The organism is Massilia sp. CMS3.1 (assembly GCF_051262535.1).
Lineage (GTDB): Bacteria > Pseudomonadota > Gammaproteobacteria > Burkholderiales > Burkholderiaceae_D > Telluria.
In genome coordinates this window covers 82,806-103,884 of record NZ_JBIMES010000012.1, presented here as the reverse complement: position 1 = coordinate 103,884, position 21,079 = coordinate 82,806, and the positions used below count along the sequence as shown (strand labels likewise).

The window sequence follows — 21,079 nt, the reverse complement described above, 5'->3', positions numbered from 1 at the left end:
GAGTTTTCCTTTTACTTTTGGTTGCGGACGATGGCGACGTCGATGCCGCTGTCGAGCAGCTTGGCGCGCGCCTTATTCACGGCTTCGACCTGGCTGAACGGACCCAGGCGCACGCGGTGCAGCGTGCCGCTGTCGCTTGGACGGTCGCTGATCGCGGCCTCGAAACCGAGCAGGGCCAGCTTGGCACGGGTGTTCTCGGCGTCCGATATGTCGCGGAAGGCGCCCGCCTGCAGGTAATAGATGTACTTGTCGTCGCCGCCGGCCGCGGTGGCGGCGGGCGCCGCCGGGGAGCCGGCGGGCGCTGCGGCCGGGGCAGGGGCGGCAGCTGGTGCGGCTGCGGGTTTCTCGCTGGCGGCGGTCATGCCGGCAATAGCCTGGCCCAGCGGATCGGCTTGGCTGGCAGCCGCCGGTGCCCGTGCCGGCGTCGCCGCTGGCGCTGCCGCTTTCGCAGCCTGCTTCGCTTCGCGCTCGGCCAGCTGCTTTGCCGCTTCGCGTGCGGCGTCGCGGTTACCGTACATCGGCTTGTTCGGGTCGTTTGCCTGGCTCGGCTCGAGGTCGGCCGGACGGCCCATCTTGTTCGAGCGGTCGGTGAAGGGCGATGCGCCCTTGGTGATCATCAGCGCAACGACGACCGCGATACCCAGGCCGATGATCAGGCCGATGATGATGCCGGTCAGGGTGCTGCCGCGCTGGCGGGAAGGGAAACGAAGGAGGGCGGTCATGGTCGCTTGGGTTTACACGTGTGAATCGGCTTGTGAATCGGCTTGTGGATCGGCTTGTGGTTCGTCTTGTGCTTCGGTCGGCGCGCGTTCCATCTTGTTCGGCGCCGAGACGCCGATCAGGGCCAGGCCGTTGCGCAGCACCTGGCGCGTTGCCGTGGCCAGGGCCAGGCGCGCCAGCTTGAGCGTTTCGTCGCCGTCGAGCAGCCACTTGTGCGCAAAATAATAGCTGTGCAGTTCGCCGGCCAGTTCGCGCAGGTAGAAGGCTACCTGGTGCGGGCCGAGCTCGGCCTGGGCGCGCTGCAGCACTTCCGGATAAGCGGCCAGCTTCGACAGCAGGCTCGCCTCGTGCGGGGTGCTCAGGAGCGACAGGTCGACGTTTGCCAATTGCGCTTCGTCGCCGCCCCAGTTGGCAAGGGCAGAGCAGATGCGCGCGTGGGCGTACTGCACGTAATACACCGGGTTCTCGTCCGAGGTTTTCAGGGCGACGTCGACGTCGAATACGAATTCGGTGTCGGCCTTGCGCGAGATGAGGAAGAAGCGCACCGCATCGCGCCCGCGCGTGACGTCGCCGTTGCCCGACCATTCGATCAGGTCGCGCACGGTGACGTAGGAGCCGGCGCGCTTGGAGATCTTGACCTCTTCGCCGTTCTTCATGACGGTGACCATCTTGTGCAGCACGTAGTCCGGGTAGCCCTGCGGCACGCCGATGTTCACCGCCTGCAGCCCGGCGCGCACGCGCGCGATGGTGCCGTGGTGGTCGCTGCCCTGGATGTTGATGGCCTGGTCGAAGCCGCGGCGGAACTTCTGCATGTGGTACGCGACGTCCGGCACAAAGTAGGTGTAGGTGCCGTCGGACTTGCGCATCACGCGGTCCTTGTCGTCGCCGTAGTCGGTGGTTTTCAGCCACAGCGCGCCGTCCTGCTCGTAGGTGACGCCGGCGTCGACCAAGGCTTCGACAGCGTGTTCCACTTTGCCGTCGGCGTACAGCGACGACTCGAGATAATAATTGTCGAACTTGACGCCGAAGGCTTGCAGGTCCTGGTCCTGCTCGTTGCGCAGGTAGGCGACGGCAAAGCGGCGGATCGATTCTAGGTCGTCGGCATCGCCGCTCGCGGTGGCTGGCTCGCCATCGCTGGCGGAGACGGTTTTCTTGGCCAGGAAGTCGTCGGCGATGTCGGCGATGTAGTCGCCGTTGTAGGCTGACTCGGGCCACCCGGCGTCGCCCGGCTTGACGCCGCGCGCGCGCGCCTGCACCGAGTTGGCCAGCGTGGCGATCTGCACGCCGGCGTCGTTGTAGTAAAACTCGCGGGTGACTTCATGGCCCTGCGCTTCGAACAGCGAGGACAAGGCATCGCCCAGCGCCGCCTGGCGGCCGTGGCCGACGTGCAGCGGACCGGTCGGATTGGCCGAGACGAATTCGATGATCGCGTGGTGGCCTTCGCCCGCGGTGCCGCGGCCAAAAGCGTCGCCCTGCGCCAGGATCGTGCGCACCACCGACTGCTTGGCGCTTGCCGCCACACGCAGGTTGATGAAGCCGGGACCTGCGACGTCAGCCGATTCGACCAGGCCGGCAGCCTGCGGGTCGGCCAGCAGGGCTGCGACCAGGCGCGTGGCCAGTTCGCGCGGGTTGGTCTTCAGGGGCTTGGCCAGCTGCATGGCGATATTGCAGGCAATGTCGCCGTGGCTTGGGTCGCGCGGACGCTCCAGCACGATGTTGGGTGTCAGATCGGTGCCGGCGACGATCGGCGCAAGGGCGGCCTGGAAGAGGGCAACGATCTCTTGTTTTTGTTGGGCGAGCATAAGTTCGGTCGGTAAGCGGTCGGTAAGTTCGGTGAAGCGGTGGCGCGGCCACGGGAAAACAAGGGTTCATTATACTGGTTTGCCGCAGCGCCGAATACGGCCGGAGCCGCTGCTGCTGCCGTCCGTTTAAGCCCGGCCAAAGACGGACCCGGTACAATGCGCATCTTTCCCGTATTGACCGCTACCATGACCGACAAGCGCCGCACGCTCTCCATCCAGCCCAAGGCCGCCCAAGCCAAGGCGTCCAAGCCCGCCGGAAATCCGGCCGCCCAGTACGCCCGGCCGAAGGCGCAAGCGAAGCCGGCGGCCAAGCCCGAGAGAAAACCGGAAGCAAAGCCGGCGCCGCGCAAGAGCGCGCCGGCGGTGCGCCCAAGCCACGAGGTCAAGCCGCAGTTCCAGCAGGAGTACCGCCCGGACCTGCCGGGCGACTCGCTGGCGCTGGCCATGCTGGGTGCGGCCAGCGCGGTGGCGCAAGTACGCGCCGGTACGGCCTTGCCGCAGGCGCTGTCGAACGTGTTTGCCGCTTTTAATGCCACGCCGCAGAGCCGCGGCGCGATCCAGGACCTGGCCTACCGCACGATGCGCGGACTGGGGCGCGCCGAGACCCTGCTCGGCCTGATGACGACCAAGGCACCGGACGTGCCGATGCTGGTCGGCCTGATCCATTGCGCATTGGTCTTGCTCGACCCGCCCGAGGGCGAGAGCGCAGCCTACGAGCCGTTCACCGTGGTCGACCAGGCGGTGACGGCGGCCGCGAAGCATCCCGATCTTGCCCACGCCAAGGCGATGGTGAACGCCGTGCTGCGCCGCTTCCTGCGCGAGCGCGACGACCTCCTCGCGACCGCCCTGGCACAGCCGCTGGCGCAGTGGAATTATCCGCAGTGGTGGATCGATGCCATGCGCGATGCCTATCCGCGCGACTGGGAAGCGATCCTGGCAAGCGGCAACCGCCAGCCACCGCTGACCCTGCGCGTGAACATCCGCAAGATGAGCGTCGAAGACTACCTGCGCCTGCTTGAAGAAGCGGGCATGGCAGCCGACGTGGTCGGTGTTCAGGCCTTGCGCCTGAAGCAGGCGGTGAATGTGGCGCAGATCCCCGGTTTCCACGACGGGCTGGTCTCGGTGCAGGACGCCGGTGCCCAGCTGGCCGCATCGTTACTGGACCTCGAGGACGGCATGCGCGTGCTCGATGCCTGCGCCGCACCGGGCGGCAAGAGCGGCCATATCCTCGAGATGGCGGATGTGCAACTCACCTCGGTCGACTCCGATGCGCAGCGCCTGGCGCGCGTGGGCGACAACCTTGGCCGGCTCGGCCTGTCGGCGACGCTGGTGACGGGCTTAGCGCAGGCGCAGTACTGGTGGGACGGCCAGCAGTACGACCGCATCCTGGCCGACGTGCCTTGCACGGCCTCGGGCATCGTGCGCCGGCACCCCGACATTCGCTGGCTGCGGCGCAAGACCGACACACGCCAACTTACAACACTTTCCGCTGAGATACTCGACAATCTTTGGCAGATGCTGCGGGCCGATGGTAAATTGTTGTTCGTGACATGTTCGCTCTGGCCCCAGGAATCGGAGGCGCAGGCGGCCGCGTTTGCGGCGCGCCACGACGACGCCATCCGCCTCGATGCGCCAGGGCAGCTGCTTCCCTCGAGCGGCGCCGGGCTCGATCATGATGGACTGTTCTACGCCCTGTTCCAGAAGAGAGCGGCGTAACAGTCCCGCACAATCCGCTCAATTTATTTAGGTTCCGGCCCTCTGTGACTCTACGATTTTTCCGCCTCCTCGCCTGCCAGCTCCTGCTGGTCTTCGCGTGCGCAACGGCGCAGGCGGCCGACGGGATCGACATCACGCTGGCGAAAATCGAGGCGACCGACGAAGGCTACCGGCTCGGGGCGAACTATGCGTTCGACCTGAACCGCGACCTGGAAGACGCCCTCCAACACGGCGTCAAGCTCTACTTCACGACCGAAATCGAACTCACGCGCCCGCGCTGGTGGTGGCGCGACGACCGCGCCGTGTCCTCGAAGCGCACGGTCAGCATCTCCTACGACGTGCTGCTGCGGCAGTACTACGTGTCGATGGGCGGCAGCGTCCAGCAGACCTTCCAGACCCTGGATGAAGCGATGTTCCAGATCCGGCGCCCCGGGCGCTGGGTGATCGCCCCGAAAGGCGCGCTGAAACAAGGTGAAACCTACGAGGTTACCCTGCGCATGTACATGAACCGCGACCTGCTGCAAAAGCCGCTGCAGGTCAACGCGTTCAGTAATTCGGACTGGCACCTCGCCTCGAACCGAAAGACCTTCACCTACCGTGCGGAGTAAGTCTTGAACCAGGCCATGCGCTACGCGCTGGTAGTCGGCGGCGCGGTCGTCTCGATCCTGCTGTTCCTGCTTGCCTCGGCGTCCGACAACTCCGGCTTCTTCGACCGCTACTACTCCTGGCTGCTCGGGCTGAACGCGACGATCGCGTTCCTGCTGCTGATCCTGGTCGTGGTGGCCCTCGGGCGCCTGTATTCGCGCTATAAAGCCAAACGCTTCGGCTCGCGCCTGATGGCGCGCCTGGTGCTGCTGTTCGCCGGCATCGGCATCCTGCCGGGCCTGGTCATCTTCATGGTGTCGGTGCAGTTCGTCTCGCATTCGATCGAATCCTGGTTCGACGTCAAGATCGAGGCGGCCCTGCAATCGGGCCTGAACCTGGGCCATGCGGCGCTCGACGAGTCGCTGGCCGAACTCTCCGCCAAGAGCCAGACGGTGGCTGCCACCCTGTCCGGCCAGGGCGACAGCGGCGCCCAGATGGCGCTGTCGCAGTTGGTGTCCGATACCGACGGCATGCAAAGCGCGCTCCTGCTCGACGCCACCGGCAAGCTGGTCGCGAGCGCCAGCCAGGACAAGCGCGCCGACCTGACAAGCGATCTGCCGAACCCGCAGATGGTGCGCCAGGCCGCCATGCCCGGCGGTTATGCGCGGGCCGAGGGCGGCATCGAACTCGACTTCCGCGAAAACGCCGGCGGCGCCAATTCCAGCGTGCTCGACGCCGCCACCGGCCTGCGCCTGCGTGTGGTGATCTCCGTGCCCGAGCCGCCGGGCGCGGCGCCGCGTTATCTGCAACTGATGCAGACGGTGCCGGTGAACCTGGCCTCGAACGCCCAGGTGCTGCGCAGCGCTTTCAGCGAGTACCAGCAGCGCTCGGTGGCGCGTACGGGCCTGCGCCGGATGTACATCGAAACCCTTACCCTGACCCTGCTGCTGGCCATTTTCGGCGCCATCGGCAGCGCGGTCCTGATCGCCGGGAACCTGGCCCAGCCGCTGCTGGTGCTGGCCGAAGGCACGCAAGCGGTGGCCGAAGGCGACCTGTCGCCGCGTCCGATCGTCGAGACCAATGACGAACTGGGCACGCTGACGCAGTCGTTCAATGCCATGACGGGCCAGCTGTTCGAAGCGCGCAGCGCCGTCGAACGCAACCGCGCGGCCCTGCAAAGCGCCAAGGCCCACCTCGAGTCGGTATTGGCGAACATGTCGGCCGGCGTGCTGGTGCTGGACGCCGAAGGCACGGTGGTGAACTCGAACGAGGCCGCCTGCCGCATCCTGCAGATGGAGCAGTGCCAGCTGAACGGGCCGTTGTCAAAAATCGAGGGACTGGAAAACTTCGCCACCACTGTCACGCGCGCCTTCTCGACCCAGAGCGCGCAATCGGCCGCCGGCACCACGCGCCAGCGCACCCACTGGCAGCAGGAAATCGAGATCCCGCGCCGCGCTCCCGGCGAAGACCACGACACCACCATCCTGGCGCGCGGCTCGCGCCTGCCGGTGGGCGTGGGCAGCGGCTTCATCGTCGTGTTCGACGATATCTCGGACGTGATCTCGGCGCAGCGCTCGGTGGCCTGGGGCGAGGTCGCGCGGCGCCTGGCGCACGAGATCAAGAACCCGCTGACGCCGATCCAGCTGTCGGCCGAACGCCTGCAGATGAAACTGGAAGGCAAGCTCGAGCCGCTCGACGCGGCCCTGCTGGCGCGCGCGACGACCACCATCGTCAACCAGGTCGACGCCATGAAGCGCATGGTCGACGACTTCCGCGATTACGCACGTACGCCGCCGGCGGTGCTCGAACCCCTCGACTTGAACGGCCTGATCGGCGAAATCCTGACGCTGTACCTGGCCGAGGACGCCTCCGACATCATCCACGCCAAGCTCGCGCCGAACCTGCCGCGCGTGATGGGCGACGCGACCCAGCTGCGCCAGGTGATCCACAACCTGCTGCAAAATGCGCAGGATGCACTGGCGGATCGAGACTTGAACGCGCGCGACATCAATGCCCGGGAACCACGCATTGATGTCGCCACCGAGATCATCCGCTTCAAGGGCGCCGACGGCACGGCGGGCGAGGCCGTGCGCCTGGCGATCCTCGATAATGGCCCGGGTTTCGCGCCGAAAATTCTGGCCCGCGCGTTCGAGCCGTACGTTACCTCGAAGGCGCGCGGCACGGGTCTGGGCTTGCCGATGGTGAAGAAGATCGTCGATGAGCACGGTGGCCGCATTGACGTTCAGAACCGTCCGGACGGAAGTGGCGCGTCGGTATTCATTTTGCTGTTAAAGTTGGCACAAGAGACAAACTTGGCTGAACTGTAAATCAGGCATAGAATCATGACACGAAGCACAACAGTTACTCGGGTGGAGACGGAAGGCGAACGATGGCAAACATACTCGTAGTTGATGATGAAATGGGCATCCGCGAGCTCCTCTCGGAAATTCTGGGAGACGAAGGACACGCAATCACGCTCGCTGAAAATGCGCAGCAGGCACGCGAAGCGCGTGCCGCAGGCGCACCTGACCTGGTCCTGCTCGATATCTGGATGCCCGATACCGACGGCGTCACGCTGCTCAAGGAGTGGCAGCGCGATGGCTTGCTGACCATGCCGGTCATCATGATGTCGGGCCACGCCACCATCGACACGGCCGTCGAGGCTACCCGCATCGGCGCCCTGAATTTCCTTGAAAAACCGATCGCCCTGCAAAAACTGCTGAAGGCCGTGCAGCAGGGCCTGACCCGCGCCCAGGAAGTGGCGCGTGCCCCGGTTCCGCCGCCACGTCCGGCGATGCCGGCGCCGATTCTCGAAGCGCCGCCCGTCAGCAACCCGATGTACGCGGCCCAGCCCGTGCCCGCACCCCTGAACGGCGCCCGCGTGGGCGTGATCGGCCATGGCGAAACCCAGGGCTATACGCTCTCGTTCGATTTGCCGCTGCGCGAGGCACGCGACGCTTTTGAACGTATGTACTTCGAACACCACCTGGGCCGCGAAGGCGGCAGCATGACGCGCGTGGCCGAAAAGACGGGACTCGAGCGCACCCACCTGTACCGCAAGCTCAAGCAGCTCGGCGTCGAACCGGGCAAGCTCGGCAAGCGGGGCGGATGAACGGGGATGGTCCGGGGGACCGTCCTCGGACGGCTACCCCTGGCGCCGGTCCCCGGGTCGCCGGATCCTTCTCTTCTCACTCCTCTTTGCGTCATCCGATTCCTACGGTGCTCGTCACCGGTTCCAGCGCGGCTGCGCGCGAAGCGGCCATCGCCCACGCGATCGTCCTCTCTACGCCCGGTAACGATGGGGCTGCTGTCATCCTCGAAGGCATTTCCAACGGCATTCCCGTGCTGGAAGCATCGAGCAAACTCCTGATGTCGCGCATCGCGCCCGGCTGCCTGTGCTGCGCGGGAAATCTGGTGATGCGTGTTACATTAAATCGTCTGCTGCGCCAAGGTCCGGCGCGCCTGTTCATCGGCGTCGCGGACACGGCACATCTTGATCAGTTGCGATCATGGTTAAGTAAGCCGCCATACGATCAACTGCTGGCTCTCGCGCCCGACCTGCACTCTTGAAATTGGTCGGGCCAGCCCCACCTCTTCACTAAGTTAAAGCTGTTCGCCCGCCGCCGCGCGAATGGTCATCACTCTGATCAAGAGAAGGAGTCACCATGAACATGATTTACAACAGCGAACAGTACAGCGTGGTCGAATTTGGCGTCGATCGCGACCTCGAAGCCCTGCGCTTCGGTGGTTACGAAATCGTCGACAAAGCTGGCCGCCGCGAAGCGTTCATCGGCGGCAAACTGGCGCAATCGTTCCGCCGCGACGTCAACAACCTCATTGCAAGCGAGCCGACCATGGAAGAAATCGACGATTTCCTCGGTTCCTACGACACGATGATGAACCAACCGGTCGTGCTGCATTAAGCAGTCCCCCTCAGCTGGAGGACCACCACACAGACGGCCAGGGACATAAGGGGATGCAGGCACCAGACTGATGCCGGCGTCCGCCCTGCGCCTCGCCTTACCCGCGTGACATGGTAAGCTTCCTGCCATGTGCCAACTCCTTGCAATGAACTGCAATGTTCCGACCGACATTGTGTTTTCCTTCACCGGTTTCGCCCATCGCGGCGGCCGCACCGATACCCACCATGATGGCTGGGGCATTGCTTTCTTCGAGGGCGCCGGCGTGCGCCATTTCGTCGACCACCAAGCCGCGATCGCCTCGCCAATCGCCGAACTGATCAAGCGATATCCGATCAAGTCGACGAATGTCATTGCGCATATCCGCAAGGCCACCCAGGGACAAGTCGCGCTCGAAAATTGCCATCCCTTCGTGCGTGAACTCTGGGGCCGCTACTGGGTGTTTGCCCACAATGGCGACCTGAAAGAGTTCAAGCCGCAGCTCGACGGCGCCTTCCGCCCGGTCGGGACCACCGACAGCGAGCACGCCTTCTGTTTTCTGTTGCAGGAACTGCGGCGCCGCTTCGGCAACCATCCGCCGGCGCTGCCCGCCTTGCGCGCCGCCCTGGGCGAACTGGTAGGCGCCGTCTCGGCTTACGGCACCTTCAACATGATGCTGTCCGACGGCACGGCCCTGTTCGCGCACTGTTCGACCAAGCTCAGTTATGTTGTGCGCCAGTATCCCTTCGTCACCGCGCGCCTGTCCGATGAAGACCTGTCGGTCGATTTTTCGCAGGTCACGACGCCCCAGGACCGGGTCGCCATCATCGTCACCGAACCGCTGACGACGAACGAGACCTGGACGGCGTTCGCTCCCGGGGAACTGCTGGTGTTCATCGACGGCGCCCCGGTACCCGCTACGATTCAGTAATTTTTAGCTTTTCGACATCAACTTTTCGAAAAAATGATGCCCGGAATCCACTAATTGATGAGAATGGGGTAGAGTGGGCGGCTTGAATGTGACCACGGGACCGCGATGACGAATACCGCCAGCCTTGACCAGGCATCCCAGCCTCTGCAGCTGCGCAATTTCTACCTGGCGCGCCAGCCGATGCTGGACCGCAACCAGGCTCTGTTTGGTTACGAACTGCTGTTCCGGCGTACCGCGAACAACAACGCCGAGATTGAAACTGACATGGCGGCCACGGCCGCCGTGCTGGCCCACGCGGCCCAGCTAGGCTTGCCGCGCGCGGTGGGCGACGCCGTCGCTTTTCTCAACGTCGACACTGAAGTGTTGATGAGCGATATCTTCGCTTTCCTGCCGCGCGAGCACACCGTGCTCGAACTGGTCGGCTCGGTCGAAGCCACCGAGCCGGTGCTGTGGCGCCTGGCGGAACTGTCCGGCCACGGTTTCAAATTTGCCGCCGAGGCCAGTGCCCACGGCAGCCGCCTGGGGCGACTGCTGCCGCTGCTCGATTACGTGAAGCTCAACCTGCGCACGATGCCGGTGGTGACCATGCTGTCCCTGGTCCCACGACTTCGCGGCACCGGTAAACGCCTGATCGCGGAAAAGGTCGAGAGCCAGACCGAATACCGGACCTGCCTCGACCTCGGCTTCGATTACTTCCAGGGCTTTTATTTCGCGCGCCCGTCGGTGATTGAGGGGCGCAAGCTCTCGCCTTCGCAGCTGGCCCTGGTCGACCTGATGAACCTGGTCGTGTCGGATGCCGACAATATCGAGATCGAACGTGCGATCAAGCGCGACGTGACCTTATCCATCAACCTGCTCCGCATCGTCAACACGCCGGCGGCCGGGCTGCGCCAGCGCATCGATTCGCTGAGCCAGGCCCTGATCGTCGTCGGACGGCGCCAGCTGCAGCGCTGGCTGCAGATCATGCTGTATGCCGAACCGGGTACCAGGGGCCACACCCAGACCCCGCTCCTGATGCTCGCCAGTACCCGTGCGCGCCTGATGGAGCTGCTCGCCGGCCGCCTGCGCCCTGGGCAGCGCCATGTGGCCGACATGGCCTTCACAGTCGGCATCATGTCGCTGATGGACACGCTGTTCTGTGTGCCGATGGCCGACCTGGTCGAGCAGATTCCGGTGAGCGACGAAGTGTCGAGCGCGCTGCTGCGCCGCAGCGGCTTCTTCGGCGAACTGCTGCGCCTGACCGAATCGTTCGAACGGATGGAAGAGGGCGACGACATGCTGCCGGCGCTGTCCGAACTGGCCAGCCGTGGGGACGACCTGGTCGAACTGGAAATGGCCGCTTTCGAGTGGAGCGGACAGGTCGTCCGTAGCGCCTTGTAAGAAGACGTGAGCCGCGTGGCTCACGTCCGGTGCTGCTGCATCGATCACCAAGAGCTTAAGTGCCGGCCCACTGCTGGTGCAGGTCGGGGTCGGTACGCAGTTCCCACATGCCAAGCACGATCGTGGCGAGGCCGACGATCAGCATGCTGCCGCTCATTGCCAGGTCGGTCATGACGTCCACCAGCCAGGGCGATATCGCAACCCAGATGCCGATGACGATATTCATGAACACAGCCCAGGCATAGGTTTTGTAGAGGTCGAAAGTGGCCAGGGCCGCCATCATGGCGCCTGCGATACAGGCGTTGACGGCGGGCGGCGAATCGCTCGGGTAAGCCATCACCCAGGGCGATACGAACAGCCAGACGCCAAGCAGCAGGATCACCTGGTCCTGCCAGCGCCGGGTCGAGAGATGCATTGCCATGACCTTCTCCTGAAAAACATGGGACCAGATCCCATGACGCTTTAGACAACAGCGCAGTTTCCCAGTTCAGGGAGGGCGCCTTACGACAAATTCGGCGCCAAATGGCGTTCGATCTCGAGCTTGTCCATCCCGCGCCGCTGCGCCATGTCGGTCACCTGGTCGTCGCCGATTTTTCCGACCACGAAATACTTCGATTCCGGATGCGCCAGGTAGAAGCCCGATACCGCCGCGCCCGGGTACATGGCGTAGGACTCGGTCAACTGCATGCCGATCTCCTCGGCCTGCAGCGTCTCGAACAAGGCCTTCTTGACCGTGTGCTCGGGGCAGGCCGGATAGCCCGGCGCCGGGCGGATGCCGACGTATTTTTCTGAGATCAGGTCCGGGTTGCTCAGGTCTTCGTCGGCGGCATAGCCCCACAGGTCGGTACGCACGCGCTCGTGCAGGTATTCGGCGAACGCTTCGGCCAGCCGGTCGGCCAGGGCCTTGAGCATGATCGACGAGTAGTCGTCGTGCGCCTCTTCGAAACGCTGCTCGTATTTTTCGATACCCAGGCCCGCAGTGACGGCGAACATGCCGATGTAATCGGCCACGCCCGATTCTTTCGGGGCGATGAAGTCGGACAGGCACTGGTTCGGACGCTGCACGCCGTCGACGACCGGCTTGACGCCTTGCTGGCGCAAACCGTGCCAGGTGAACGCGACTTTGTCGCGCGATTCATCAAGATAGATCTCGATGTCGTCGGCGCGCACGCTGTTGGCCGGCAGCAGGGCGATCGCGCCATTGGCCGTCAGCCAGCGCCCGTCGATGATTTTCTTGAGCAGCGCCTGGCCTTCCTCGAATACCTTCGAGGCCGCTTCACCGACGACTTCGTCGGTCAGGATGGCCGGGAAGGGGCCGGCCAGGTCCCAGGTCTGGAAGAACGGGCCCCAGTCGATGTAGCGCGCCAGCGTGCCCAGTTCGACGTTCTTGAAGACGCGGCGGCCGATGAACTTCGGCTTTTTCGGCGCGAACGCCAGTTTCGCCTTGTTGCCGCGCGCCTGCTCGAGCGTCAGCATCGGCAGCGCCTTCTTGTTGGCGTGCTGCTCGCGGATGCGCTCGTAATCGAGTTTGATCTCGGCCATGTACTGGTGGCGCGATTCTTCGGTCAAGAGCGACTGGCCGACCGCGACCGAACGCGAGGCGTCCGGCACATAGATCACCGGGCCGTCGTAGTGCGGCGCGATTTTTACCGCCGTGTGGGCGCGGCTGGTGGTGGCGCCGCCGATCAGCAAGGGAATGCCGCGTTCGCGGAACCACGGGTCGCGCTGCATTTCGCGCGCGACGTGGGCCATCTCTTCCAGCGACGGCGTGATCAGGCCGGACAGGCCGACGATATCGGCGTTCTCCGCCTTGGCGCGCGCAAGGATGTCGGAGCAGGGCACCATCACGCCCATGTTCACGATCTCGAAGTTATTACACTGCAGGACCACCGAGACGATGTTCTTGCCGATATCGTGCACGTCGCCCTTGACCGTGGCAATCACAATCTTGCCCTTCGGTTTCGCGACGATCCCGGTGCGCGCTTCCTCGCGCGCCTTTTCTTCCTCGATGAACGGAATCAGGTGGGCCACCGCCTGCTTCATGACGCGTGCCGATTTGACCACCTGCGGCAGGAACATCTTGCCCTGGCCGAAGAGGTCGCCGACGATGTTCATGCCATCCATCAGCGGGCCTTCGATCACGTGGATCGGACGGCCCTCGGCGGCGAGCACCGCCTGGCGCGCTTCCTCGGTGTCTTCGACGATCCACTGCGTGATGCCGTGCACCAGTGCGTGCGCGAGGCGCTTTTCGACCGGGCTGCTGCGCCACTCGAGGTTCTGTTCCTGCTTGCCGCCGCCGGCCTTGAGCGTGCCGGCAATCTCGATCATGCGCTCGGTCGCGTCTTCGCGCCGGTTCAGCACGACGTCTTCGACACGCTCACGCAGTTCGGCAGGCAGGTCGTCGTAGACGCCGACCATGCCGGCGTTCACGATGCCCATCGTCATGCCGGCCTGGATCGCGTGGTACAGGAACACGGTGTGGATGGCTTCGCGCGCCGGGTCGTTGCCGCGGAAGCTGAACGAGACGTTCGAGACGCCGCCCGACACTTTCGCGTGCGGCAGGTTCTGGCGGATCCAGCGCGTGGCGTTGATGAAATCGACCGCGTAGTTGTTGTGTTCTTCGATGCCGGTGGCAATCGCGAAGATGTTCGGATCGAAGATGATGTCTTCCGGCGGGAAGCCGACCTGCTCGGTCAGTACCTTGTAGGCGCGCGCGCAGATCTCGGTCTTGCGCTCGAAGGTGTCGGCCTGGCCCTGTTCGTCGAAGGCCATCACAATGACCGCGGCGCCGTAGCGGCGGCACAAGCCGGCCTGGCGCAGGAACTCGGCTTCGCCTTCCTTCATCGAGATCGAGTTGACGATGGCCTTGCCTTGCACGCATTTTAAACCGGCCTCGATCACGCTCCATTTGGAGGAGTCGATCATGATCGGCACGCGCGAGATGTCGGGCTCGGAGGCAATCAGGTTCAGGAAGCGCGTCATGGCCGCCTGCGAGTCGAGCATCGCTTCGTCCATGTTGATGTCGATGACCTGGGCGCCGTTCTCGACCTGCTGGCGCGCCACCGACAGCGCCTCGTCGAACTGCTCGTTCAGGATCATGCGGGCAAACGCTTTCGAGCCCGTGACATTCGTACGCTCGCCGACGTTCACGAACAGCGAACTCTCGTCGACCGTGAACGGCTCCAGGCCCGACAGGCGCAGCGCGGTCGGGATCTCCGGCAGGGCACGCGGTTTGGCGCTCGACAGGAGTTCGGAAATGGCCGCGATGTGCTCGGGCGTGGTGCCGCAGCAGCCGCCGGCGATGTTGACGAAACCGGCGTCGGCGAATTCGCGCAGCAGGGCCGAGGTGTCGGCCGGCAGCTCATCGAAACCCGTGTCGCTCATCGGGTTGGGCAGGCCGGCGTTCGGGTAGATGCAGACAAAGGTATCGGCGATCTGCGACAGCTCCTGGGCGTAAGGGCGCATCAAGGCCGCGCCCAGCGCGCAGTTCAGGCCGATCGTCAGCGGCTTTGCGTGGCGTACCGAATTCCAGAAGGCGGGCACGGTCTGGCCCGACAGGATGCGGCCCGAGGCGTCGGTGACGGTGCCCGAGATCATGATCGGCTTGCGTACCGTCTCAGGATGCTCCTCGAAATACAGGTCGATCGCGAACAGCGCCGCCTTGCAATTGAGGGTGTCGAAGATGGTCTCGACCAGCAGCACGTCGACACCGCCCTCGACCAAACCGCGTACCTGTTCGTGGTAGCTGGTGACCAGCTGGTCGAAGGTGACATTGCGCGCCGCCGGATCGTTGACGTCGGGCGAGATCGAGGCGGTCTTCGGGGTCGGGCCGAGGGCGCCGGCGACGAAGCGCGGTTTGTCGGCACTTGTAAATTTGTCGCAGGCGGCGCGCGCAAGTTGTGCGGCTTGCACGTTCATCTCGTAGGCCAGGTGGCCCATGTGGTAATCGTCCTGGGCCACGCTGGTAGCGCCGAAGGTATTCGTTTCGATCAGGTCGGCGCCGGCCGCAAGGTAGCGCTCGTGGATTTCCTGGATGATCTGCGGCTGAGTCAGCGTCAGCAGCTCGTTGTTGCCCTTCACGAAAAGTTCGCGCGCGCCGCTGCCCTGCGGCGCGGCGAATTCGGCAAAGCGGCCCCCCGGCCCGCCGCGGTAAGCGGCTTCATCGAGTTTGTATTGCTGGATGATGGTGCCCATGGCGCCATCCAGGATCATGATGCGGCGCGCCAGGATCTCGCGCAGCTGGGTTTCGATCGGGGATGGGAGGAAGGTCGGGGCAGTCATGGGTCACTTTCAGGATGCGTGCGGGACAGGTACAAGCGCGCGGGCACGGTGGGGGCGATCTGAAATTATACGTCAATGCCGTGTTTTCCCGTCCCGGCCGGGTCAGCCACGGCAGATTGTATCGTTATGTGTTTATGTATCCGATTGTTACACGGTGTTACAAAACCCGCCGATTTCGCAATGTTGCGGATACATACAGCGGTGACAATAAATGGTGGCCACGAAGAACATGGCAGGTATTCATACAGGATGGGATAGCATGAACAAAGAGTACGAACCCGATTGGGATCATCAGCCTTCCCTGCACAGCCAGATGGCGGCAGCAGAGTCAAAAGCAACGCCGTCGGGCGCCAAGCAGATTGTGACGATCCGCCTGGACGTCGACATGCTGGACTGGTTCAAGGCAGCCGGCCCGGGATACCAGACCCGCATCAACCAGGTCCTGCGCGAGCACATGGACGTCCAGCGCGCGGCTGAGCTGGAAGGCAATTAAGTAGCTGGTGTGTTGCAACGCGCCCGATGGGCGCGTTGTTCGTTGCTACTCGAACGCCAGGCCTGCGAGCGCAAAGCCTTTCAGGAATTCCGCTGCCGCCAAGCGCTTGCCACCCGGCTTTTGCAACTGCAGCAGACGGAGCGCACCTTCGCCGCAGGCAATCACGATGCCCTGCGCGTCGGCCGACAGCACCTGTCCCGGCTGCCCGGCGCCGTCGGCCAGTTCCGCTCCCCAGATCTTGATCGCCGTCCCGTTCACCGTGCCTTGCGCACCGGGGAAGGGGTTAAAAGCGCGCACCTTGCGCCACAGATCAAGCGCCGGAAGGTGAAAATCGAGCTTCGCTTCATCCTTGCTGATCTTGGCCGCATAGGTCACGCCTTCCTCGGGCTGCGGCGTGGCCGGCAACTCGCCCTGCGCCAAGCGATGCAGGGCCTCGACAATCATGCGCGCGCCGAGCGCGGCCAGCGTGTCGTGCAGGCTGCCGGTGGTGTCGGCATCCTCGATGGCGACGCGTTCGATGAGCATCATCGGACCGGTGTCGAGCCCTTCTTCCATGCCCATGATCGTCACGCCCGTCTCTCGGTCTCCGTTTTCAATCGCGCGGTGGATCGGGGCGGCGCCGCGCCAGCGTGGCAGGAGCGAACCGTGGATGTTGATGCAGGGTGCGATGTCGAGCGTGCTGCGCGGCAGGATCAGGCCATAGGCCGCCACCACCATCACGTCGTACTCACACGACACCAGGCGTTCATGGGCGGCTTCGGCCTCGAGCGCACGCTGGGGATCTTTACTGTCGGTGCGCAGCGACAGCGGCTGCAGCACGTCGATGCCATGTTCCAATGCGACCTGCTTCACGCTCGATGCTTGCAACTGCATGCCGCGCCCGGCCGGACGGTCGGGCTGGGTCAGCACCAGCGGGATCTCGCATCCGGCAGCGATCAAGGCGCGCAGGGCGCAGGCGGCAAACTCCGGCGTGCCGGCGAAGACGACTTTCAGTGGCGCCTGAATCATCGGCTTAATACCGGCGGCCGGCAGCCTTCAGGGCCGCTTCGCGTTCCAGGCCGCGCTCTTCCTTCTGCAGCTTGGCCTTGATGCGGTTGCGCTTGAGTGGCGACAGGTATTCAACGAATACCTTGCCCATCAGGTGGTCCATCTCGTGCTGGATGCAGACGGCCAGCAAGCCTTCGCAGTCGAGCTCGAAGAACGCGCCTTTCGCATCCTGGGCACGCACTTTGACGCGCGACGGGCGCTCGACGCCGTCGTAGACATTCGGCACCGACAGGCAGCCTTCGTCGTAGACCTGCTTGTCGTCGCTGGACCAGGTGATCTCGGGATTGACGAACACGAGCAGCTCGTCGTGCGTCTCGGTGGTATCGATCACGACCACGCGCTCATGCACGTCGACCTGGGTCGCGGCCAGGCCGACGCCGGGTGCGTCGTACATGGTCTCGGCCATGTCGGCCACCAGCGTGGCCAGGCGCTCGCCAAATTCGGTGACGGGCGCAGCCACCTTGTGCAGGCGGGGATCGGGATAGCGCAGGATGTTCAGGAGGGCCATATGAGCGTGTTCAGTAATAGTTATATAAGGTTTGTCGTGGACGGTCGGCGGATCGGCGCGCAGGAGCAGGAATGCAACACATCGCCCGGCTGGCAAGACGCGGTTTGTCTTGCCAGTTCAAGGATTTGTGTGCAGAATTTGATTCAGTAGGGCAACCCTTTGTGATCCGCAAGTGCGGGAAGGGAGTGTCATCGTGCTGTCTCTTGCGCCGCGGCTGGCCGAGTGACGGGCGCAGCCAGCAATTCCGTTGTCAATGCCGCACTTTACGGACGTCTTCAATGAAAAATTTTAGCACAGTCGTGACCCGCGCTGCAGCCGCAGCGCTCGTCGCGTGTGTTGTGGCTGGCCCTGTCCAGGCCGCCGAATGCAGCTTCAAGGCAAATGCCCCCGACCAGCATCGCGTCGTCAAGGGCGATACCCTGTGGGATATTTCCGGCGCCTTCCTCGATCATCCCTGGTGCTGGCCCCAGGTGTGGGGCATGAACCGTGAGGAAATTCGCAACCCGCACTGGATTTATCCGGGCCAGATCGTCTACTTCGACCGCGCACGCGGCCGCCTGTCGCTCACCAGGCCCGGTGCAAGCGATGGCCGTGGCGAGCCGTCCCTGCTGCGCCTGTCGCCCCAGGTGCGCAGCGAAGGCCTGGAAGGGGGCGCGATCGACGCGATTCCCGCGGGCATGATCGAACCGTATCTCACCCAGCCGCTCGTGGTCGAAAAAGATGCCCTGGCCACTGCGCCGCGCATTGCCGCCTCGGAAGCAGGCCATTTGTATCTCGGCACGGGCGACCGCGTGTATGTGCGTGGCGACCTCAAGGGCGCGACCGAGTTCCAGGTGTTCCGCCAGGGTGGTCCATTAAAAGATCCGCAGAGCGGCGCCGTGCTGGCGCATGAGGCCGCCTATGTCGGCACCGTCAAACTGGTCAAAGCGGCCGTACCCGGCGTCGACGTGCACAGCATGCTTGTATCGAACGCGGTGAGCGAGATGGGGGTCGGCGACCGCCTGATGCCGGCGCCGCCGCCAGCGGTGCGCAACTATGTGCCGCATGCGCCCTTGAGCACCATCGATGCGCGCGTCATGTCGATTTATTCCGGCGTGGCCTACGCCGGACAGAGCCAGGTCGTCACTGTCAACCGTGGTTCGATTGACGGGCTCGATGTCGGCGCGGTGCTGCAGCTCTATCATCTCGGGAAGACGGTGGCCGATCCCGAAGGGAACAAGGGTTTGTTCGGATTGAAGCGCCCGACGATGAAGCTTCCCGATGAACAATATGGCAGCCTGTTCATCTTCCGAGTGTTCGGGCGCGTGTCGTATGGCCTGATCATGCAAGTGACGGCGCCGGTTGAAGTCGGCGACGTGGCGAAATCACCGGAGTAAATCCACCGTGCAGGACACGGACCCCATCCCCGCCAGCCGCGTCACCACCCTCACCGACTGGCTGCGTCTGGAAAGCGCACGCGGGGTGGGGCTGCGCACGGCGCAGCTGCTGCTCGCCGCCTTCGGTTCGCCGCGTGCCATTTTTGAAGCCGGCCATGCGGCCCTCGCCGCACACATCGGCCCCTCGCTGGCGCGCACCCTGTGCGCGCCAGCTTCAGGCAGCACCCTCGAACTGATCGACACCACCCTTGCGTGGCTGCGCGCGCCTTCGCATCATGTGCTGGCGCTGGGCGAGGCTGCCTATCCGCAAGCGCTCGCCAACATTCCCGATCCGCCACTGCTGCTCTATATAAGAGGGCGCATCGACCTGCTCGCGCGACCCGCGCTGGCGATCGTCGGCAGCCGCGATGCGACGGTGCAGGGAAAAGCCAATGCGCATGCCTTCGCCACTGCGCTCTCGCACGCGGGCATGTGCGTGGTCTCGGGCCTCGCGCTCGGGATCGATGCCGCGGCGCATGAGGGCGCATTGCGTGGCGCGGGATCGACGATTGCCGTGGTCGGCACCGGCGCCGACTTGTTCTATCCGGCGCGCAATCGCGCGCTCGCCGAACGCATCGCCAATGAAGGCTGCATCGTCAGCGAATACGCGCTCGGCACGCCGCCGATCAGCGGGAACTTCCCGCGCCGCAATCGCATCATCAGCGGCTTGTCGGGCGGCGTGCTGGTCGTCGAAGCGGCGGCGCAATCGGGGTCCCTCATCACCGCGCGCGTGGCCGCCGAACAGGGCAGGGAAGTGTTCGCCTTGCCCGGCTCGATCCACGCGCCGCTGGCCAAGGGTTGCCACAAGCTGATACGCGATGGCGCGCGGCTGGTGGAGACGGTGCATGAAATTATGGAAGCGATGCAGGTGTCGCCGCTGCTGTCCGCGCCGTCATTGACGCACGCTTCTGCGAATGCCTTGCCGACCGAAACGGACTGCACGCATCTGCTCCTGCAACTCGGACACGAAGCGCTCGATGTCGACGATTTACTCGAGCGCACCGGGACCAGCATCGGGCAATTGAGCATGGGGCTATTGGCGCTCGAAATGGCGGGCATGATCGAGCGTCTGCCTGGAGGAAAAGTGCAGCGCGTATACGGTTGATGCAAGGTGAATAGGATATTAAAAAGGCGCATCATATGGATAATTATTTACAAGCCTATATGAACCGATAAGGCGGAAAAACGACGATTTTTGTTCGCCGGATACGCACACACGCAGCAGGCTTGTACCTGTACGAGCTTAGCTGCTACAGTAGCGTCACTATGTTCGACATCCTGGTCTACCTCTACGAGACGTACTATCGTCCCGAAGCCTGCCCCGAGCCGGCTGCATTGGCACGCAAACTCTCCGCCGTCGGCTTCGACGACTTCGAGATCTGCGAGGCCATCGATTGGCTTACGGGTCTTACTGAAATGGCCGGCGAAGAGCTGGCCGACGTGGTCGCCTCCACCGGCACGCGTTACTACGTGGACGAGGAATATAACGAGCTCGGCAGCGCCGCGATCGGTTTCATCCAGTTCCTCGAGAGTGCCAAGCTGCTCACGCCTTTGCAGCGCGAAATCGTCATCGAGCGCGCACTCGCGGTGGACGAGTCGCCTGTCACCCTGAGCAAGCTGAAGATCATCGTCCTGATGATGATGTGGAGCCAGAACAAGGAACCGGACGCACTGATCTTCGACGATCTGTTTGGCTCCGACGACGAACAAATCCCGCGTCAACTGCATTAAGAATGCCTACCTGCCGCATGGGCAGGTAAAACGACAACAACTGCCGCATTGCGGCAGTTGTTGTTTCAAGCCTTTAAATCTTTTAAACAATATTCAAGGTCACATCGACGTTGCCGCGCGTTGCATTCGAGTACGGGCAGACCACGTGCGCCTTCTTGACCAACGATTCGACCAGCTCGCGCGCCAGGCCCGGAACTGAGACATTGAGTGTCACTTCGATGCCGAAGCCGGTTGGCAGCGGACCGATGCCGACATCGGCTGCGATCGACGTGTTCGCAGGCAAGGCGACCTTTTCTTTTGCCGCCACGACTTTCAATGCGCCGATGAAACAGGCCGCATAGCCGGCCGCAAACAGCTGCTCGGGATTGGTGCCGGCGCCGCCCGCGCCGCCCAGTTCGCGCGGCGTGGCAAGTGCGACATCGAGCTGCGCGTCGGACGACACGGCGCGGCCATCGCGGCCACCGGTGGCAGTTGCGTGAGCGACATACAAAGTTTTTTCGAGGGACATTTTTTTTCTCCAAAGTCGTGGTGATCAGAATACAGCGCCGCACGACGGAATCAGTCGCTGTCG

General features: G+C 64.0%; 19 protein-coding genes. 12 read left to right on the top strand and 7 right to left on the bottom strand.

Annotated features, from left to right (window positions below; all coding sequences use genetic code 11):
- Positions 1 to 11: 11 nt before the first annotated feature.
- A complete protein-coding gene (locus ACHAC9_RS18690; protein ID WP_435762127.1) occupies positions 12 to 722 on the bottom strand; it encodes an SPOR domain-containing protein in 711 nt (236 codons plus the stop codon).
- Positions 723 to 734: 12 nt separating this feature from the next.
- Positions 735 to 2,522 (bottom strand): arginine--tRNA ligase, encoded by a 1,788-nt coding sequence (argS, locus tag ACHAC9_RS18685; RefSeq protein ID WP_435762125.1) that lies wholly within the window; start codon positions 2,520 to 2,522, stop codon positions 735 to 737.
- 156 nt (positions 2,523 to 2,678) lie between these two features.
- Here argS and rsmB point away from each other — a divergent pair, with 156 nt between their 5' ends.
- The 8 genes from rsmB (at position 2,679) to ACHAC9_RS18645 (ending at position 11,033) form a co-directional block, all read left to right on the top strand.
- Entirely contained in the window at positions 2,679 to 4,238 is a 1,560-nt protein-coding gene (gene rsmB / locus ACHAC9_RS18680; protein ID WP_435762123.1) for a 16S rRNA (cytosine(967)-C(5))-methyltransferase RsmB, read from the top strand.
- A gap of 44 nt (positions 4,239 to 4,282) precedes the next feature.
- On the top strand, positions 4,283 to 4,846 hold the full coding sequence (locus ACHAC9_RS18675; RefSeq protein WP_379726133.1) for a DUF4390 domain-containing protein: 564 nt from the start codon (positions 4,283 to 4,285) through the stop codon (positions 4,844 to 4,846).
- A gap of 3 nt (positions 4,847 to 4,849) precedes the next feature.
- Positions 4,850 to 7,150 (top strand): ATP-binding protein, encoded by a 2,301-nt coding sequence (locus ACHAC9_RS18670; protein WP_435762121.1) that lies wholly within the window; start codon positions 4,850 to 4,852, stop codon positions 7,148 to 7,150.
- 62 nt (positions 7,151 to 7,212) lie between these two features.
- On the top strand, positions 7,213 to 7,935 hold the full coding sequence (locus ACHAC9_RS18665; protein ID WP_435762119.1) for a response regulator: 723 nt from the start codon (positions 7,213 to 7,215) through the stop codon (positions 7,933 to 7,935).
- Positions 7,936 to 8,042: 107 nt separating this feature from the next.
- Positions 8,043 to 8,393 carry a GTPase gene (locus ACHAC9_RS18660; RefSeq protein ID WP_435762117.1) on the top strand — a complete coding sequence of 117 codons (351 nt, stop codon included), beginning with the start codon at positions 8,043 to 8,045 and terminating at the stop codon, positions 8,391 to 8,393.
- A 95-nt stretch (positions 8,394 to 8,488) separates the two neighbouring features.
- Positions 8,489 to 8,746: a BTH_I0359 family protein gene (locus ACHAC9_RS18655; RefSeq protein WP_192053224.1), complete on the top strand. Its 258-nt coding sequence runs from the start codon at positions 8,489 to 8,491 to the stop codon at positions 8,744 to 8,746.
- Between the two features lie 127 nt (positions 8,747 to 8,873).
- Positions 8,874 to 9,653 (top strand): class II glutamine amidotransferase, encoded by a 780-nt coding sequence (locus ACHAC9_RS18650; RefSeq protein ID WP_435762115.1) that lies wholly within the window; start codon positions 8,874 to 8,876, stop codon positions 9,651 to 9,653.
- A 105-nt stretch (positions 9,654 to 9,758) separates the two neighbouring features.
- The gene (locus tag ACHAC9_RS18645) at positions 9,759 to 11,033 is read left to right on the top strand and encodes an EAL and HDOD domain-containing protein (RefSeq protein ID WP_435762113.1); all 1,275 of its coding nucleotides are present in this window, start codon (positions 9,759 to 9,761) and stop codon (positions 11,031 to 11,033) included.
- A 55-nt stretch (positions 11,034 to 11,088) separates the two neighbouring features.
- On the opposite strand, the gene ACHAC9_RS18640 is transcribed toward ACHAC9_RS18645, so the two are convergent.
- Together ACHAC9_RS18640 and metH are read right to left on the bottom strand one after the other, a co-directional pair.
- Positions 11,089 to 11,454: an SPW repeat protein gene (locus tag ACHAC9_RS18640; protein WP_435762111.1), complete on the bottom strand. Its 366-nt coding sequence runs from the start codon at positions 11,452 to 11,454 to the stop codon at positions 11,089 to 11,091.
- 80 nt (positions 11,455 to 11,534) lie between these two features.
- Positions 11,535 to 15,314, bottom strand: a complete 3,780-nt coding sequence (metH, locus tag ACHAC9_RS18635) for a methionine synthase (protein WP_435762109.1) — start codon at positions 15,312 to 15,314, stop codon at positions 11,535 to 11,537.
- A gap of 259 nt (positions 15,315 to 15,573) precedes the next feature.
- Here metH and ACHAC9_RS18630 point away from each other — a divergent pair, with 259 nt between their 5' ends.
- On the top strand, positions 15,574 to 15,807 hold the full coding sequence (locus tag ACHAC9_RS18630) for a BrnA antitoxin family protein (protein ID WP_435762107.1): 234 nt from the start codon (positions 15,574 to 15,576) through the stop codon (positions 15,805 to 15,807).
- A gap of 45 nt (positions 15,808 to 15,852) precedes the next feature.
- Here ACHAC9_RS18630 and fmt read toward each other — a convergent pair whose 3' ends face one another.
- Positions 15,853 to 16,800, bottom strand: a complete 948-nt coding sequence (gene fmt / locus ACHAC9_RS18625; RefSeq protein WP_435762235.1) for a methionyl-tRNA formyltransferase — start codon at positions 16,798 to 16,800, stop codon at positions 15,853 to 15,855.
- Positions 16,801 to 16,819: 19 nt separating this feature from the next.
- Positions 16,820 to 17,362 (bottom strand): peptide deformylase, encoded by a 543-nt coding sequence (def, locus tag ACHAC9_RS18620; RefSeq protein WP_435762105.1) that lies wholly within the window; start codon positions 17,360 to 17,362, stop codon positions 16,820 to 16,822.
- A 278-nt stretch (positions 17,363 to 17,640) separates the two neighbouring features.
- Between def and ACHAC9_RS18615 the strand changes: the two genes are divergently transcribed.
- The 3 genes from ACHAC9_RS18615 to ACHAC9_RS18605 all read left to right on the top strand — a co-directional run bounded on the left by ACHAC9_RS18615 (position 17,641) and on the right by ACHAC9_RS18605 (position 20,508).
- Complete coding sequence (locus ACHAC9_RS18615; protein WP_435762103.1) at positions 17,641 to 18,738, top strand: LysM peptidoglycan-binding domain-containing protein; 1,098 nt, start codon at positions 17,641 to 17,643, stop codon at positions 18,736 to 18,738.
- 7 nt (positions 18,739 to 18,745) lie between these two features.
- Positions 18,746 to 19,882, top strand: coding sequence for a DNA-processing protein DprA (gene dprA / locus ACHAC9_RS18610; protein WP_435762101.1), 1,137 nt, complete (start codon positions 18,746 to 18,748; stop codon positions 19,880 to 19,882).
- A 161-nt stretch (positions 19,883 to 20,043) separates the two neighbouring features.
- Positions 20,044 to 20,508: a DUF494 family protein gene (locus ACHAC9_RS18605; RefSeq protein ID WP_136223162.1), complete on the top strand. Its 465-nt coding sequence runs from the start codon at positions 20,044 to 20,046 to the stop codon at positions 20,506 to 20,508.
- Positions 20,509 to 20,590: 82 nt separating this feature from the next.
- Here the strand turns inward: ACHAC9_RS18605 and ACHAC9_RS18600 are convergent, their stop codons facing one another.
- Positions 20,591 to 21,016, bottom strand: a complete 426-nt coding sequence (locus ACHAC9_RS18600) for an organic hydroperoxide resistance protein (RefSeq protein ID WP_435762099.1) — start codon at positions 21,014 to 21,016, stop codon at positions 20,591 to 20,593.
- Between the last annotated feature and the right edge of the window lie 63 nt (positions 21,017 to 21,079).

Coding starts and splice junctions, on each gene's coding strand:
- ACHAC9_RS18630 (WP_435762107.1), top strand. CDS start 15,574: ATGAACAAAGAGTACGAACCCGATTGGGATCATCAGCCTTCCCTGCAC.
- argS (WP_435762125.1), bottom strand. CDS start 2,522: ATGCTCGCCCAACAAAAACAAGAGATCGTTGCCCTCTTCCAGGCCGCC.
- ACHAC9_RS18645 (WP_435762113.1), top strand. CDS start 9,759: ATGACGAATACCGCCAGCCTTGACCAGGCATCCCAGCCTCTGCAGCTG.
- ACHAC9_RS18640 (WP_435762111.1), bottom strand. CDS start 11,454: ATGGCAATGCATCTCTCGACCCGGCGCTGGCAGGACCAGGTGATCCTG.
- def (WP_435762105.1), bottom strand. CDS start 17,362: ATGGCCCTCCTGAACATCCTGCGCTATCCCGATCCCCGCCTGCACAAG.
- ACHAC9_RS18615 (WP_435762103.1), top strand. CDS start 17,641: ATGAAAAATTTTAGCACAGTCGTGACCCGCGCTGCAGCCGCAGCGCTC.
- ACHAC9_RS18600 (WP_435762099.1), bottom strand. CDS start 21,016: ATGTCCCTCGAAAAAACTTTGTATGTCGCTCACGCAACTGCCACCGGT.
- ACHAC9_RS18605 (WP_136223162.1), top strand. CDS start 20,044: ATGTTCGACATCCTGGTCTACCTCTACGAGACGTACTATCGTCCCGAA.
- ACHAC9_RS18650 (WP_435762115.1), top strand. CDS start 8,874: ATGTGCCAACTCCTTGCAATGAACTGCAATGTTCCGACCGACATTGTG.
- rsmB (WP_435762123.1), top strand. CDS start 2,679: ATGCGCATCTTTCCCGTATTGACCGCTACCATGACCGACAAGCGCCGC.
- ACHAC9_RS18655 (WP_192053224.1), top strand. CDS start 8,489: ATGAACATGATTTACAACAGCGAACAGTACAGCGTGGTCGAATTTGGC.
- metH (WP_435762109.1), bottom strand. CDS start 15,314: ATGACTGCCCCGACCTTCCTCCCATCCCCGATCGAAACCCAGCTGCGC.
- ACHAC9_RS18690 (WP_435762127.1), bottom strand. CDS start 722: ATGACCGCCCTCCTTCGTTTCCCTTCCCGCCAGCGCGGCAGCACCCTG.
- ACHAC9_RS18665 (WP_435762119.1), top strand. CDS start 7,213: ATGGCAAACATACTCGTAGTTGATGATGAAATGGGCATCCGCGAGCTC.